The following is a 15,113-nucleotide window of genomic DNA, read 5'->3' as shown; positions in this document are numbered from 1 at the left end:
GATTGACTAATAGTTTAACAATTGTAAGTTAAAAGAACTTTCTGCTCTGCGTTTTGCAAAACAGAAAGTGAAGTATATAGAAGTGATGCTTAAATACAGATAAAAATCAGGCTAATTTTTTAAAAACCCATAAAGAAATTTTGAAGTCCAACTTTTCCATTAAATATAATATCTTTTTTGTTTGGATCATATTTAAATTCACTTATTACTTTTTTGTCCTCTTCTTTAAAATATCCAGCAGATATCAAAGTAGGCTCAACAAAAGCTACTTCTGGCACTAGTGTATCAAAAAAATTCGTCAGACTTTCATCGACACTTATTTTTCCACTAAGAGATAATTTATCAAAAATTTCTGACTGATTTGTTCCCTTTTTAAAGCCATTTACTGCTGCATCCAAATTTAGCTTTAAAGTCTTATCTCCTTTTTTAAAGCTTAATGTATCTATTTTTATACTTGGATTCTTTTCTAAGATTTGATCTATTGTCTCATCAAAATTTAATCCAGCTAAAACATTATAATTTTCTTCATTATTTAAATTATTAAGCTTGTCTAATACATTATTTAATGCAGGCACATTGATATTTGCGATTTTGCTATCAAAGACAAAATCTGTATATTTTACTTTATCAACTGCTACTATACCTATTTTTATAACATCGTCTGATCTTCCAAGATCATTTGAGATTTCAAATTTTGAGTCATACTTAAAGTCATCTATCAAAATATTACTTACATCATTAGATGCGAAAGACACCCTTTTAAATTTAACTTTTGCTAAATAAGGCACAAGCTGACTCTCTAAAATTTTTGAAATCTTAACTGGCTCTTTATAGCTTGAGTCGATATAAAATCCTTCGATATTTAGATCAACTTTGTTGTACTCACTAAAATCTTTCAAAACAATCTTATCTGCTTCAACCTTTAAGCTGTTTATACTATCTTTTGAATCAAGCGTCATACCAATCTTTATATCTTTTGTATTAACGGCAGTTTTCTGCTTATCGTTAAATTCAATATTGCTAAATTTGATATCCACATCTTTATCGCCAGTTAGGCTAACTTTTGTTTTAGTCGTTGCAATAACATTTGAACCCATGAATGTTGCGATAATGTTTTTAATCATATCGTTTTGGATAGAAATTTTTGAGTCTATTTCAAAGCCATCTATAAAAGCAAGCACTGTATGAGAAATTTCATTTTCTACTTTAAAAACCAAATCCTCATTTACATTTTTACCAAATATATTTTCCAAAAGATCTTTTGAAACACTAAAATCAAATGATCCTTTTGAACCAAAAAAACCTTTTTTGTAATTGTTATTAGAAATTTTAAAGCCCTTAATATTATTTAGATCATTCACTATCCTTTGATAGTTTTTCTCTACCTCATTTGAAGCAAAATAAACCGCTCCAATGGCTACCACGATAACTACGATTAAAGCAGATATCACCTTTTTCATGCTTTTCTCCTTTTTGTAATATGTTGTAAAAAAAACCAAATTCCAAGCAACAAACAAACCATAGCAAGAGGCATAATATATCCATGCTCGCCAAGATAGTCGCTTGCACCTACAAAATAATCGCCCGCTTTAAAGCTAGCAAACCCAATAATGATCGCCCAAAGCACTGACGAGATCAAATTTATAATGCTAAATTTATAAAAAGAGTATTTCGTAAGTCCAAGCGCGATAGGGACCAAAGTTTTAACTCCGTAGATAAATTTTTTGATAAATATTATCTTATCGCCGTGTTTTTTGGCCAAAATTCCTGCATAAGCAAGCTTTCTTTTATGATTTTTGATATAAGGCATAAGTGAGTCTTTATTAAATCTTGCGACATAAAAAATTAGCGTATCGCCGATTGTATTTGCCACAGCAGCGACAATTATACTAAGAGTGATATCCATCTTACCGGCAAAACTTAAAATTCCAGCGGCGATTAATGCAACCATACCGCCACCAAGACTATAAAAAAACAATACAATATAGCCGTATGTTGAAACTGAGTTTATGATATCTTGCATTAATATCCTAAAAGTTTAGATGCTGAGGCTATTAGCTGTTCATAGGCATAGCCACTTTGCTTTAAAATTTCTTCCCTTGCACTGATGACTGCTCCACCAAAGCTAGCTCCCGCAAAAAAACCATCATTTGCGGCATATGCGTAAATATCACTTGAAAATTTAAAATCGCTTACTTTACTGTAATTGCGTCCAATGTCACCAAAAGCTACTGAAAGCTTCGTGTCAAGCGTAATCTTGGCATCTTTAATATCGTGGATAATGCTATCTTTAAATATAAAAAGCACAAGTGAACTATCTTCATAACCAAGCTGTATACCGATGCTGCCGCCACTTATGCTAACTGGTAAAATTTCACTTGGCGAGTTAATGTTACCAACAACCATGATGCCATCTCCACCCATACCACCAACTACAAAACCGACCTTTTTAACACTTGGAAAGATGATAGTCGCTTTTGACTGCTCGATTAGCTCTTTTATAGGAGCGTTTCTAGCGCCTCTCATCGTTGTTATAAACGAGTTAGCCGAGTCCAGCACGAGCTCCTCACTGGCAAAGCCAAGTGAGAAAAATAATAAAATTGAAAAAAGAAATTTCATATTCTGCCGTTATTTTGCAAAATCAACAGCACGAGTCTCTCTGATGACACTTACCTTTATCTCACCAGGATACTGCACCTTGCTCTCAATCTCTTGAGCTATCTCTTTTGCTACAAGCACGGCCTCGTCGTCGTTTATGAGTTTAGCATTTGCGATGACACGAATTTCGCGGCCAGCGTTGATCGCATAAGCTTGCTTGATACCATCTTTGCTTTTTGCGATGTTTTCGATCTCTTCGACACGCTTTAAGAAGCTCTCAAGCACCTCACGCCTTGCACCTGGACGAGCTGCACTTAGTGCGTCAGCTGCGCAAACAGCTGCACTTTCTATACTTGTTGCTTCTTCGTGTCCATGATGGGCATAAATGGCATTGATAACTACTGGATGCTCTTTATAGCGTTTACAAATTTCAGCTCCAAGATCAACGTGACTACCCTCATACTCGTGAGTTAGCGCCTTACCGATATCGTGAAGTATGCCAGCTCTTTTTGCAAGCTTCTCATCTCCGCCACACTCAGCTGCAATGATGCCAGCAAGGTGAGCTACTTCAAGGCTGTGCGCAAGGGCATTTTGTCCGTAGCTTGCTCTAAATTTAAGCTTGCCTATTAGTTTTACGATCTCTGGATGAATTTTATTTAGACCAAGATCCATGACGATATTTTCGCCCTCTTCTTGTATACTTTGCTCAAATTCTTCAGTCACTTTCTTGTGAAGATCTTCTATCCTCGCAGGCTGGATTCTTCCATCCTCTACCAAAAGCTCGATCACTCTTGTTGCAATAGCACGTCTGTAAAGGTTGAAGCTACTTAGTATGATCGCGTGAGGCGTGTCGTCGATGATGATATCAACGCCAAGCACCATTTCAAGGGTCTTGATATTACGTCCCTCTTTACCAATGATCCTACCTTTTAGCTCATCGTTTTTGATATTTACGACATTTATCAGACGCTCAGCCGCAAATTCTCCAGCAAATCTTGACGTAGCCTGCGCCAAGATGTAATTAACTCTCTTTTTAGCCTCTCTTTTAGCCTCTTCTTCATATTTTCTAACGATGTGAGCGATATCCGCACGTGACTTCTCTTCGACCTTTTTAAGCACGACCTCTTTTGCCTCTTCTTCCGTTAAGCCAGCAGCGTGCTCAAGCACTCTTATCGCCTCTTCTACTTTGTTTTGATAAGTCGCTTTTAAATTTAAGCCCTCTTCGTAAGTTATCTTTGCATCTTGCTTATCTTTTTCAAAAAGCTCTTTACTTTCGTTTAAGAGCTCTTGCTCATTTAGCAAAATTTTCTCTTTTTTGGTTAGTTCATCAAATTTACTTGCATACTCTTTTTGAAGCTTTGTAGTCTTATCGTCGTATCTTTTTTTAGCCTCAAATTCAGCCTCTTGTACTGAAATTTTAGAATTTTTAAGCGTTAGTTCAGCTTCGTATTCTATTGCTTTTGCTTTTGCTTTTGCTTGTTCTAAGAAGATGTTGTAGTTTGCATCATTTATCTTTTTGGCGTATAGATACCCTGCTCCAACGCCCGCCACACCGGCTCCTAAGCCTATTAAAACCTCTATCATTTATTCCTCTTTTTATATAATTTTTATTTGGGGTTATATAAAAGTCTGCTACCGCGTCTTGTGCATTTGAAAGCACATCTTTGGTGTAAAAGTCTTTTATTTCAAGAAAAACTATCCGTTTTGGCTTAATGGGCAAAGAGTCAAAAAATCTATCATAAAATCCTTTTCCGTGCCCTATCCTAGCCATAGCTCCATCAACCCCAATCGCTGGAACTACCGCCATATCAAGTCTAACATTATCCATTTTTTTGCCAGATGGCTGTCTGACGTTAAATTTATAAGTTATAAATGGCAGTCGCAATCTTACCATCTTTAAGCTAAGACCTACCATAAAAGGGGCAAAAATTTCACATTTATGTGATAAATTTCGCCTTATTTTAAGCACATCGACTTCGTAGTTAAGTGGCAAATAAAACAATACTTTCTTAGAATTTGTAAAATTTATCAATTTTAAAAGAGTTTTCGTAGCTTTATAGTGCGAGCATTTGGCCTTAAATTTAGTAAGTTTCATCAAATTTGCTCTTGCATTTTTTCTAAATTCATTTTTTTCTAAATTAACGCTCATTTTATGCTCTTTCTTGTATAATCCTGAAATCTTATTCAAAAGGAAATTTATGACATTAAAACGAGCAATTATAACATCACTTTGCATTTTTGCATTTTTTGGATGCGGCGACGATAACAAGCAAAAAAAAGAGCAAAATACAAGCGAACAAACGCAGGGCAAAATTTTAGATAAAAATGCTAGCAAAGATGAAAATTTAAGCAAAGACTCACTCACTCCAAAAATGAGTGAAAGTACCCAAGACAACGAGATAAAAGAGATAAATCTAAAGCTGCTAAGTGGAGCAACTATGCAGATTACAAAAAGAAGTAATGGCTTTGACGTAAAAGATGGTAAAAAAGCAACTCTTTACGTATTTTTTGCCACTTGGTGCCCTCCTTGCAAGGCTGAGATCCCACACTTAAACAACCTAAGCGAGAAATTTAAAAACGAGCTAGATATCGTTGGTGTGCTACTTGAAGACAAAAGTGAAGATGAAGTAAAAGATTTTGCTCAAAAATATAAAATAAAATACGAAGTCGCAGTCGGCGAGGGAAATTTTTTATTTGAAAAAGCGATGGGCGGTATAAAAGGCTTGCCTGCGTCAGCACTTTTTAAAGCAAATGGCGACTACGTTCAGGGCTACATCGGTCTTGTACCTGAAGAGATGCTTGAAAACGACATAAATAGGGCAACAAAATAATGCTTGATTTTCTAAAAAAAGGCCTTGAGAAGACTTTTGGAGCGATAAGCTCAGCGAAGAAGTCAAAAAAGATAGACAAAGAAAGCTTAGAAGAAATTTTACTTGAGGCCGACGTAGCTTACGAGATCGTGGAAGAAATTTTATACTACTTACCGCCACAAGATGAAGTGAGCAGAGCTGATCTTAGGCGCGTTATGAGTAGCTATTTCATCTACGAAAACGAACGTGTGATCGAGCCTGATAAGCCATTTGTCGATCTCATCCTTGGCGTAAATGGCGCTGGCAAGACGACCACAATCGCAAAGCTTGCAAATTTATATAAAAATAACGGTAAAAGCGTCATTTTGGGTGCTTGTGATACATTTAGAGCTGGAGCGATCGAGCAGCTACGCCAATGGTCAATTAGACTAAATGTGCCAATAGTCGCCACACAGCAAGGACATGATCCTTCGGCTGTTGCTTACGATACGATCAGCTCAGCCCTTGCAAAAGGTATCGACCGAGTCATCCTTGACACAGCTGGTAGACTTCAAAACCAGACAAATTTAGCAAACGAGCTTGATAAGATCGTTCGTATCAGCAAAAAAGCCTACGAAAAGGCGCCTCACCGCAAGATCCTCATCCTTGATGGCACACAGGGCAACGCTGGTGTCGCGCAGGCAAAAGCATTTAACGAGATCGTCTCTCTTGATGGCGTCATCATCACAAAGCTTGACGGCACTGCAAAGGGCGGAGCGCTATTTGGTGTGGCAAGAGAGCTTGAGCTACCTATATTTTATATAGGCGTTGGTGAGAGCATGGACGATATCATCAAATTTAACCCAGACGAGTTTTTAGACGAGCTGATGGACGCCATTTTTGAGTAGGGTAAAATTTCTTAGTAAAATTTGCTTTTTTATCGCTCTTTTGGCGATTGATTTTCTTGCATTTACTCCAAAAAGTCCCATGATCATCGAAAATTCGTGGGATAAAGCAAATCATTTTTTAGCTTTTTGCGTCCTATACATCCTGCTCTATCTTGGCTATGAGTTTAAAATTTTTAAAAATTTAGCCCTACTTTTAGCCTTCGGTGTGCAAATAGAGCTCGTTCAAGCATTTTTACCAAACAGGAGCTTTAGCCTACTTGACATCGTGACTGACATGATAGGAGCGGCTTTTGGAGTGATAGTAGTTGAAATTTTAAAAAGGATAATTTATGGCAAAAACAAAGCCAGTTTTTGAATGTCAAGCGTGCGGAAATCAGCAGAGTAAATGGCTAGGCAAATGCCCACAATGTGGGGCTTGGGATAGCTTTGTCGAGCTTAGTCAGCAAGAGATAAAGATAAGCAAAGAGATAGCAAAAAGCACCGGAGTGCCTAGCAAGGCTGTAAGTATCGACGAGGTAGAAATTCAAAATTTCACGAGATTTAGCACCAAAGATAGCGAGCTAGACCTCGTTCTTGGTGGTGGCGTTGTCGAAGGCTCACTCGTTTTAATAGGCGGTAGTCCAGGAATTGGCAAATCAACCCTGCTTCTAAAAATTGGCTCAAATTTAGCAAAAGACGGTAAAAAAACGCTCTATGTAAGTGGCGAAGAGAGTCAAAGCCAGATAAAAATGAGAGCCGACAGATTAAATGCGGTGGATAAAAATTTATACCTACTAACTGAAATTTGTCTAGAAGATATCCTGCTTGAAGTGCAAAAGAGCGACTACAAAGTGCTAGTAATCGACTCTATTCAAACACTTTATAGCCAAAATATAAGCTCCGCCCCTGGCTCTATCACGCAGGTTCGTGAGATCACATTTGAGCTGATGAGGCTTGCAAAGAGCCAAAATATCTGCGTTTTTATCATAGGTCACATCACCAAAGAGGGTTCGATCGCAGGACCAAGGGTACTTGAGCATATGGTCGATGTGGTGCTTTATTTTGAGGGTGACGCGAGCAGAGAGCTAAGAATTTTGCGTGGGTTTAAAAACCGCTTTGGCTCAACAAGCGAGGTTGGCATCTTTGAGATGAGTCAGCATGGACTGGTGAGCGCAAATGAGGTTTCTAGTAAATTTTTCACACGTGGCGGAGCGATGAGTGGCAGTGCGATCACCATCATAATGGAAGGCTCAAGGGCACTTAGCATCGAAATTCAGGCACTTGTTTGCGAAAGCGCCTATCCAAAACGAAGCTCGACTGGCTTTGAGAGAAACCGCCTAGATATGCTGCTAGCACTTCTTGAGCGAAAGCTAGAAATTCCACTTGGGCACTACGACGTCTTCATAAACGTTTCAGGTGGAGTTAAGATAAGCGAAACTGCGGCCGATCTAGCCGTCATTGCAGCGATAATCAGTAGCTTCAAAAACCGCCCTATTAGCAAGGATAGTGTATTCATCGGTGAGCTAAGCCTAAACGGCGAAATAAGAGAAATTTTCAACCTAGATCAGCGCCTAAAAGAGGCAAAAATGCAGAAATTTAAAAATGCGATCATCCCAAACAAGCCGCTTGACACGCAGGGTCTAAAGTGCTTTTACGCCAAAGATATCACGCAAGTGCTTGAGTGGATGTAAATTTATCTTGCTAGCGACTTAATATCAATACTTTGCTGGCTAAACCATATTTTTATCTTTTGCATAAGTCTTAGGATATCTATGCTTTTTTCTTTGAAATTTAAATTATAAAAATTCCATTCTTTGCTTATAAAATACCTATGCCCTCTTATCCACTTTAAGCTTTGTCACTTTTTCTAAAATTTCAAACATGCTCTTGCCACTATCAAATTCACTCTTTATAAATTTATAAAGCTCTTTAAATCTCTCATCGGCTTCAAGCTTATAGGTGTGAGATTTTTTAGTAACTTGTATAGGTGTAAATTTCTTCTCTTTTTTATCTTCTTCGTTTTGTGTTTCAAGATCATTGATGGAATTTATAGTCTCTTTTGCTAGCTCCTCATCAAGCTCTAAACCAAAGCGCTTTTTTAGTGCAAATTTAGTCCAATTAGCTTTAAACTCATCAACGCTCATATCGCTATCAAGTAACTCGGCTGTTTTTGTTCCACCAAAGGTAAAGTCAGAGAAACCATGCTTTCTGGTATATCTTTTTATAAATTCATTAACGGATAAAGTCTCTGAGTCACCAAAAGCTCTCTCAAGCCCTAAAGCACTACTATCATCTATAAATTTCTTTAGCTCATCTATCTCATCTTTTGAAAAAGAGTCGTCATAGCCCATTAGCTTGCCAAGTATGCTTACTCTCGCATCTCCTTCACCTTTTACGAAGCCAGTGAGTGAGTGCTCATATCTGTCGTATTCTCTTGCTTTAGCTTTATCGTCTAGGCTCATATACTTAGGAAATGCCATGCCATGACCCATATCGTTACTAAGTATCTCGTTTATATCATTAAATTTAAAGCCCATCTCTCTTGCTATGTTCTCTCTTGAGAGATAGTTAGAAGTTGGGAGATTATTAGAAATTTGCATTTTACTATCCTTAGTTTCTTTAGCTCCATTAAATCTTAATTAAAGATATCGTCTTTTCTTTAAAAAATTTTATAAAAATACGTTTTTTAAATTTATCAGAAGTAGTTAAAAGATATTAAAAAGCTTTGTAAAAATGCATAAATTTTAGACAATCATCACTGCAGCTACGGCAAATCCGCCATCGTGAGTTATGCTAAGGCTTGCTTCTTTGATATTAAAATTTGTATAAATTTTTGTGCTAAATTTTATCTTTGGTGCGTTTTTTGCGTCTTTGCTAAGCTCAATGTCCAAAAAGCCACACTCTTTGCTGATGCCCACACCAAGGGCTTTGCTAGCTGCTTCTTTGGCCGCCCAAAATCCAGCCAAAGTCGCATCGTTTTTTGCTAGCGTGATCTCGTCATCACTAAGAAATTTTTTTAAAAAAAGCTCGCCATAACGAGCCTTAAGTTTTGAAATTCTATCTATCTTAACGATATCAATGCCTATCATTGCACCACAAAATCAGTAAAAAATATGTTTTTGATGTAGCCATCATTTAGCACTTCATTTAGCTTGCCGACGATCTCGTCTTTTAGCCTATCCTTGCCCTTTGCAGTGCTTACTTCTTCGTAGGTTTTTGATGAAAGTGTTCTGATAATAATATCTCTTAAAAGTGCTTTTTTCTTATCAAGCTCAGGAGTTAGCAACTCATCGCTTTGCTCCATATCGATCTTTGTTTTAAGAAATCTTGAGCCATTTTCGCTAAGCAAATTTACAATAAACTGATCAAGCGGATATATCGGCCCCATATTTGAATAGTCGTTGCTACCATGCTTTGCCTTGTTTTGAGCTGGCATGGACTGCGTTTGAGTCTGAGCTGGTGCTTGCATCATATTTGCCTCTTTTGGCTCGTCAGAACTAAGCATCAAAAACGCGACTAGCCCTCCAATAACTAGCAGCAAAACAAATATCGCAATGATAATTATCATTAATGCACCATTGCCACCTTTTTTTGCCTTTTTCTCTTCAACTTCTTCAGCCATCTTTCCTCCTTTAAGTTTTGGCTATAATTATACAAAAAATTCGCAAAAATGAGAAAAAATGATACATAAGACAAATGCTGCTAGAGCTTTAGACAAGCTAAAAATTAATTATGAAATTTTAGAGTATGAGGTCGATTTAAACGATCTTTCAGCCCTCCACGTAGCAGCTAGCACTAAGCAAGATATAAAGCAAATTTATAAAACTATCGTTTGTGAGTGTGAGCCTAAAAATTTCGTTGTTGCTTGCTTGCAGGGCGATTTGGAGCTTGATCTAAAAGCACTTGCTCACGCGTGTGGTGCCAAACGCTGCGAGCTTATAAATTTAAAAGACTTAGAAAAGATCACTGGCTACATCAGGGGCGGCTGCTCACCGCTTGCTATGAAAAAACACTTTGCAACATTTATCGATGAACGTGCAAAAGAGCAAGAATACGTGTTAGTAAGTGCTGGAGTAAGAGGCAAACAGATAAAAATAGCACCAAATGATCTTTTAAAGGCTTGCGAGGCAAGTTTTGTCAATATCGCTAGGCTAGCTCTTTAAAAACTCTATAAATTTAAACTTCTCGCCTAAAAACTCGGGCGAGAGTAGAAATTTCGCCTGTTTGGCTGCATTTTCATAGGCTTGCTTGCTACCTTTTTCAAGTACTAAAGATAAAATTTCATCCACACCAAGATCGCAAACTAAAGCTTCGTTTTGTTTTTTAAATTTAAGCATCTTAAAGCCAGCCTCACTAAAAGCCTCTTTTACTTGCTTAAAGCAAAGGCTATATGTTAGATCCGATCTTTTAAAATATGGCTCAAGATCTGAAATTTCAAATAAAGAAAATACTTGATGGTCTTTAAAAATCCTTAAACTAAATTCATTTTTTGGCTCAAATTCGCCGTAGTCAAAGCTTAAAAATCTCACCTTTTTTGCCGCATTTGCAAGCTGGAGCGCAAATTTAGCGTAGCTAGTTGATATCTCGCCCTTTTTTATGCCAAATTTTTTTGCAAGAGCTAGTAAATTTTGATCCGCCTTTTGCCAGTGAAATTTTAGATCATCATCCACAAAAAGTATATTTTGTCCGTCTATCACCTCGCAACCAAATGCGTCAAGTAGCTCATTTGAGATGACAAAAATTTCATCAAACGAGCACTCGTCCAAATTTTCATAGTGCCCTACTCTAACCTCGTCACCAAAGCGATTTTTAAAGGTTTCAAGCTGTTTTTTGCGTAAAATTTCATGAGGTTCGATGATTATAAACTCCAAATTTGGCAAAATTTCTGGCTCAAGTGTAAAAATTCCTTGCGCAAAGTCAGCTAGCATATCGCCTGAGTTCGCACCGATCTCCACGACCTTGCAAGAGCTAGAAATTTCGCCGTTTTTAAGCAGCTTTAAAAAGTAGTTCGCAAGGCAAGCACCAAAAAGATAGCCAACGCTTACATTTGTATAAAAATCGCCCTTTTTACCGATATCTACGCCAAATTTATAGTAGTTTTCATTGACCCAGATATCAAAAAACTCGCTAAATTTCATAGATCAGGTAGCTTCCAGCCTCTATAAAATGCAAACATCCTAACTGTAATGCCAGCAGCGAGCAAGAGCATGGTAAAAAATATATTGGTAAGACCTAGATGATATAGCACAAAGTAAGCAAGCCCCACACCAAGGCTTATCGTGCCGTAAAGTCCAGTGCGTAAAAACCATGGAATTTCATTTAGCAATATATCTCTTAAGATACCGCCGCCAACGCCGTTAAAAAAGGCGATCATCATCACGCCAAAGATGTTGTAGTTGTACTCAATAGCAACCATCGCACCAACGATCGAAAAGCAGATAACATCGATCGCATCGGCGAAGATGAATACAAATTTTCGCTCCAAGCCTTCTCTTTTTATGTGTAAATTTGCCACTCTTGAAACAATCAACATAAAAATAACAACGCTTACTGGCATATAGTGCGTAAATGAATAAACCGCCCTACCAACAAGCATATCACGCATGATACCGCCACCAAGTGCGGTCAAAAATGCAGACAAAAAGACTCCAAGCCAGTCGCACTCCTTTTTTACTGCAAATAAAAACCCGCTAAGTGCAGCTGATGCGATACCGACGTATTCGACAAAAAGTATTAAACTCATATTTTTCCCTTAAAAGGTCGCATTTTATAATGAACTCTCATAAAAAATCATTAATAATATTTTTACCATTAGTTTATTTTAGGCTATAATAACGAAAAATTTAAGGAAGGAATTTTAATGAAAAAACTATTAATCATATTTCTTGCTGGTTTATTTTTCACGCCACACTTAAATGCTGATGTGGTCCAAAATCAAAAGCTAAAAAATGCAATAAATATTTTAAATGCTTTTGGTGCAAGAAATTTAAAGCCAAACACTAAATTTGAAGGCATAAAAGCGATCGCCATAATCCCTGATGTGACAAAAGCAGGCGCTGTTGTAACTGGCTCAACAGGTAAAGGCGTATTTATCGCTAAAAACGATGATGGTGAATGGTCAAGTCCATTTTTTGTAAATTACACATCTGGAAGCATAGGCTTACAACTTGGTTACAGCTCAGCTGACATGATCATCTTATTTAAAAATTCAGAAGCTTATGCAAATTTATTTAATGCAAAAGATACGATCAGCCTAAAAGCAGAAGCAACTGGTGGCGTTGGTAATGAGGTAGCGATCACAAGTGATTTGCCTGAAATTTCAGCATTTGCTGAGGAGCGTGGCAAGACAAGTGGTGCCTTTATAGGCGTTAGCTTAGATGTGGCAAGGCTTAAAATAAATATACAAGATACAAATGATTACTATGAGCGAATGTATGATTTTGAGAATATCTACAACAATAGCCCAAAAGCTAGTAAATACACACTAAAATTTAAAGAAATAATCTCAAAATACTTCTTATAGCTCAAATTTCTTGGCTCATTAAGTGGGTCAAGAGCTCTTTTTATTTTTACTTTTTTGATTAATTTTATAGAAGTTATGGCTTAGCTTTTTGCTAAACCATAAATAGTGAAACAAAGCGTTTTTTAGGGATTGGAGAAAATTGAGTCATATACTCAAACGCTTCTTCGTAATCGCCATCTGTATATTGTGCAACTTGTTCGATAAGCTCATAAAGCTCCTCATCGTCCATAGAATCAAAGCTGCCTCTATTTTCTAAAACCTCTAACAAAACGGCGTCTAATTCAAGCTCGTCGTAAGTCATTTTATTCCTTAATTTTGATTTAAAAAATGCGACACTATACCAAAACAATCTTATAAAATACTTTACTTGAAATTCGTAAGAAATTTTATGCTTTTTTTATAAGTAAAGTTGTAAAATCCTTATATTCATTATCATTTTAGTTAGGTTTTTGTGGATAATTTTGAACTATTTTATAAGCATTTTAAAGAATTTTTAGAAGCCTTTGGGCAGAAAAGCTCAGAGTTAAAAGAACAAATTTTGCATGTACTTTTCATTAGCAACTCTCATCTAAGTGCTCAAGAAATTTCTTCAGAAATTTACAAAATCCACAAGAATGAAATTTCAATGACATCAATTTACTCGTTTTTAAATTTTCTCGAAATGCATCATCTTGCAAATTGTTTTGAAGAAAATGGAGTAAAAAAATTTGAACTAAATTTAAAATCCTCGCACGATCATTTGATATGTGAAATTTGTGAAAAGATAGTTGATTTTGAAGATGAGATGATAGAGCAAAGACAAGAGCAAATTTGCAAAGAAAAAAATTTTAGTGAACAGTCGCATACAATGATACTTTATGGTATTTGTAGTGATTGCCAAGAGAAAAATGGAAATTAAATTTTATCATTTCATTTTACTTTTTGATAATGAAAAACAAAAAAATTTCAGATTTATTTAAGCTGTGAAATAGATAATACACAATTAAAAAAAGGATGAAAATGGATATAAAAACACAAACTTTAGCACAAGTTGCAAGCTATTTTTCAATGATAGCTCACACAAACGGCAGACTAAGAGTAAGAGTTAGCCCAAAGATAAAAGAGCTAAGTAGCAGCGTAAATTTAGCTAGCCTAGATGATGTGATAGCTCAGATAAATGGTATAAAAAATGTAAAATTTAACAAGCTAATCGGCTCTGTAACGATCGAATACGATCATGAAATTTTTCCAAAAAATCTTTGGGAAGATCTTTTAAAAGGGCAAAATTTAGAAGAGATTTCAACTAGAGTAAATGAAGTTGCAAAAGAAGTGAAATATGCTTAATGAACTTTTAAATGCATCATATACCAGCGAAAAGAACGCACTTAGCTTATATGAAAATTTAGCTTCGTTTGGTGATGTTTTTAACGAGATCGCAAATATCAGAAAAAATGCGATCATCTTAATAGAAAAATTTGCGAGCACACATGATTATGAGCTTGCTTGCGAAAATGAAGCTATATTTTTGCCGGCAAAAAATAAAGAAGATGCGCTGATACAAGCTTTAAACTATGAGTTAGAGCTAAATAAAATGTATGAAAAATTTTGTGAAAGCTTAGATGATGAAGAGCTAAAAGATCTATTTTTTAGACTTTGGGCTACTTCAAATAACGAATACATCGCCTCTTTAAAGCAATGCTTAAAAGAAATTTATAGTAGCTGTGAAATAAAAAATGAGCTAAATTTAAATGAAATTTCACAAAATTTTGAGCAAAATGGCATAACAAATATTTTAGAAAACTATCAAAATGACTTTAATGAGATAACTAAAAGCTTGCAAAATATCGCAAGTGGCAAGGCTGATAAAAGCGAGTTAGCAAAGATAACTAATAATCCAAATTTCTCGTTTTTTAGCGGACTTGCGCTTGGGGCATTAGGCATTTCAGTAGTTAGTAAAAATTTTAATAAGGATGAAGAAAATGAATAATTTACAAAATCAAACAAAGAAAGGATTTAAAATGGCATTACCATTTTTAGCAGGTTTAGCAGTAGGCGGTTTAGCAATAGCTGCTTGGAATAAAAGAGATAAGATCAAAGAGTACGCCCAAGATGGCTTTGATAAAGGCAAAGAAGCCGCAAAAGATCTTTACAAAAAAGGTAAAAGCGTTGCAAAAGATGCAAAAGACTTTATAGTAAAAGAAGAGAAAAAAGCAAAACGCGGTGCTAAAAAAGTAGAAAAAGAGGCTGAAAAAGTGGTAAAGAAAACAAGAAAACCACGCGCTAAAAAGCCAGCCGCTCCAAAAGCTATCACACCAAACGATATAGCTTAAGGATAGA

21 protein-coding genes are annotated in these 15,113 nt (G+C 36.2%); 10 read left to right on the top strand and 11 right to left on the bottom strand.

What is annotated here, in order from left to right; translation table 11 throughout:
- Positions 1–119: 119 nt before the first annotated feature.
- From CVS97_RS00930 to CVS97_RS00910, 5 genes are read right to left on the bottom strand one after another with little or no spacing between them, the layout of a single operon-like run.
- Positions 120–1,460 carry a DUF945 family protein gene (locus CVS97_RS00930; RefSeq protein WP_107784755.1) on the bottom strand — a complete coding sequence of 447 codons (1,341 nt, stop codon included), beginning with the start codon at positions 1,458–1,460 and terminating at the stop codon, positions 120–122.
- Positions 1,457–2,023, bottom strand: a complete 567-nt coding sequence (locus tag CVS97_RS00925) for a DedA family protein (RefSeq protein WP_107784754.1) — start codon at positions 2,021–2,023, stop codon at positions 1,457–1,459. The genes CVS97_RS00930 and CVS97_RS00925 overlap by 4 nt, the downstream gene beginning before the upstream one ends.
- A complete protein-coding gene (locus tag CVS97_RS00920) occupies positions 2,023–2,619 on the bottom strand; it encodes a lipid-binding SYLF domain-containing protein (RefSeq protein WP_107784753.1) in 597 nt (198 codons plus the stop codon). The genes CVS97_RS00925 and CVS97_RS00920 overlap by 1 nt, the downstream gene beginning before the upstream one ends.
- 9 nt (positions 2,620–2,628) lie before the next feature.
- Positions 2,629–4,182, bottom strand: coding sequence for a ribonuclease Y (gene rny, locus CVS97_RS00915; RefSeq protein ID WP_035167447.1), 1,554 nt, complete (start codon positions 4,180–4,182; stop codon positions 2,629–2,631).
- Positions 4,103–4,747: a 5-formyltetrahydrofolate cyclo-ligase gene (locus tag CVS97_RS00910; protein ID WP_107784752.1), complete on the bottom strand. Its 645-nt coding sequence runs from the start codon at positions 4,745–4,747 to the stop codon at positions 4,103–4,105. The genes rny and CVS97_RS00910 overlap by 80 nt, the downstream gene beginning before the upstream one ends.
- Before the next feature lie 49 nt (positions 4,748–4,796).
- Here CVS97_RS00910 and CVS97_RS00905 point away from each other — a divergent pair, with 49 nt between their 5' ends.
- From CVS97_RS00905 to radA, 4 genes are read left to right on the top strand one after another with little or no spacing between them, the layout of a single operon-like run.
- Positions 4,797–5,429 carry a TlpA family protein disulfide reductase gene (locus CVS97_RS00905; protein ID WP_107784751.1) on the top strand — a complete coding sequence of 211 codons (633 nt, stop codon included), beginning with the start codon at positions 4,797–4,799 and terminating at the stop codon, positions 5,427–5,429.
- The gene (gene ftsY / locus CVS97_RS00900) at positions 5,429–6,295 is read left to right on the top strand and encodes a signal recognition particle-docking protein FtsY (protein WP_087580700.1); all 867 of its coding nucleotides are present in this window, start codon (positions 5,429–5,431) and stop codon (positions 6,293–6,295) included. The genes CVS97_RS00905 and ftsY overlap by 1 nt, the downstream gene beginning before the upstream one ends.
- Positions 6,288–6,650: a VanZ family protein gene (locus CVS97_RS00895; RefSeq protein ID WP_107784750.1), complete on the top strand. Its 363-nt coding sequence runs from the start codon at positions 6,288–6,290 to the stop codon at positions 6,648–6,650. Before ftsY ends, CVS97_RS00895 begins: the two co-directional genes overlap by 8 nt.
- The gene (gene radA / locus CVS97_RS00890) at positions 6,625–7,965 is read left to right on the top strand and encodes a DNA repair protein RadA (protein WP_107784749.1); all 1,341 of its coding nucleotides are present in this window, start codon (positions 6,625–6,627) and stop codon (positions 7,963–7,965) included. The genes CVS97_RS00895 and radA overlap by 26 nt, the downstream gene beginning before the upstream one ends.
- Positions 7,966–8,103: 138 nt before the next feature.
- Here the strand turns inward: radA and CVS97_RS09370 are convergent, their stop codons facing one another.
- The 3 genes from CVS97_RS09370 to fliL all read right to left on the bottom strand — a co-directional run bounded on the left by CVS97_RS09370 (position 8,104) and on the right by fliL (position 9,896).
- Complete coding sequence (locus CVS97_RS09370) at positions 8,104–8,874, bottom strand: hypothetical protein (protein ID WP_107784748.1); 771 nt, start codon at positions 8,872–8,874, stop codon at positions 8,104–8,106.
- 144 nt (positions 8,875–9,018) lie between these two features.
- A complete protein-coding gene (gene acpS / locus CVS97_RS00880; RefSeq protein ID WP_107784747.1) occupies positions 9,019–9,363 on the bottom strand; it encodes a holo-ACP synthase in 345 nt (114 codons plus the stop codon).
- Positions 9,360–9,896, bottom strand: coding sequence for a flagellar basal body-associated protein FliL (gene fliL / locus CVS97_RS00875; protein ID WP_084042196.1), 537 nt, complete (start codon positions 9,894–9,896; stop codon positions 9,360–9,362). The genes acpS and fliL overlap by 4 nt, the downstream gene beginning before the upstream one ends.
- Positions 9,897–9,954: 58 nt before the next feature.
- Between fliL and ybaK the strand changes: the two genes are divergently transcribed.
- The gene (gene ybaK, locus CVS97_RS00870) at positions 9,955–10,437 is read left to right on the top strand and encodes a Cys-tRNA(Pro) deacylase (RefSeq protein WP_107784746.1); all 483 of its coding nucleotides are present in this window, start codon (positions 9,955–9,957) and stop codon (positions 10,435–10,437) included.
- Here ybaK and CVS97_RS00865 read toward each other — a convergent pair.
- Entirely contained in the window at positions 10,426–11,412 is a 987-nt protein-coding gene (locus CVS97_RS00865; RefSeq protein ID WP_107784745.1) for an SAM-dependent methyltransferase, read from the bottom strand. The two genes, ybaK and CVS97_RS00865, sit on opposite strands and share 12 nt — an antisense overlap.
- Positions 11,409–12,017 carry a trimeric intracellular cation channel family protein gene (locus tag CVS97_RS00860; protein ID WP_054196787.1) on the bottom strand — a complete coding sequence of 203 codons (609 nt, stop codon included), beginning with the start codon at positions 12,015–12,017 and terminating at the stop codon, positions 11,409–11,411. Before CVS97_RS00860 ends, CVS97_RS00865 begins: the two co-directional genes overlap by 4 nt.
- Before the next feature lie 117 nt (positions 12,018–12,134).
- Here CVS97_RS00860 and CVS97_RS00855 point away from each other — a divergent pair, with 117 nt between their 5' ends.
- Entirely contained in the window at positions 12,135–12,797 is a 663-nt protein-coding gene (locus tag CVS97_RS00855) for a lipid-binding SYLF domain-containing protein (protein WP_107784744.1), read from the top strand.
- Positions 12,798–12,888: 91 nt separating this feature from the next.
- Here the strand turns inward: CVS97_RS00855 and CVS97_RS00850 are convergent, their stop codons facing one another.
- On the bottom strand, positions 12,889–13,098 hold the full coding sequence (locus tag CVS97_RS00850; protein ID WP_002942234.1) for a hypothetical protein: 210 nt from the start codon (positions 13,096–13,098) through the stop codon (positions 12,889–12,891).
- Between the two features lie 150 nt (positions 13,099–13,248).
- Between CVS97_RS00850 and CVS97_RS00845 the strand changes: the two genes are divergently transcribed.
- From CVS97_RS00845 to CVS97_RS00830, 4 genes are all read left to right on the top strand, one after another.
- A complete protein-coding gene (locus tag CVS97_RS00845; protein WP_054196789.1) occupies positions 13,249–13,695 on the top strand; it encodes a Fur family transcriptional regulator in 447 nt (148 codons plus the stop codon).
- A gap of 101 nt (positions 13,696–13,796) precedes the next feature.
- Positions 13,797–14,120: an HMA2 domain-containing protein gene (locus tag CVS97_RS00840; protein ID WP_021091233.1), complete on the top strand. Its 324-nt coding sequence runs from the start codon at positions 13,797–13,799 to the stop codon at positions 14,118–14,120.
- On the top strand, positions 14,113–14,763 hold the full coding sequence (locus CVS97_RS00835; protein WP_107784743.1) for a ferritin-like domain-containing protein: 651 nt from the start codon (positions 14,113–14,115) through the stop codon (positions 14,761–14,763). Before CVS97_RS00840 ends, CVS97_RS00835 begins: the two co-directional genes overlap by 8 nt.
- The gene (locus CVS97_RS00830) at positions 14,756–15,106 is read left to right on the top strand and encodes a hypothetical protein (protein ID WP_021091243.1); all 351 of its coding nucleotides are present in this window, start codon (positions 14,756–14,758) and stop codon (positions 15,104–15,106) included. Before CVS97_RS00835 ends, CVS97_RS00830 begins: the two co-directional genes overlap by 8 nt.
- The last annotated feature ends 7 nt before the right edge of the window (positions 15,107–15,113 follow it).

This window comes from Campylobacter concisus (genome assembly GCF_003049735.1).
GTDB lineage: Bacteria > Campylobacterota > Campylobacteria > Campylobacterales > Campylobacteraceae > Campylobacter_A > Campylobacter_A concisus_AN.
Note: the sequence above shows the minus strand (reverse complement) of the source record. Positions and strands in the feature narration are given on the sequence as shown.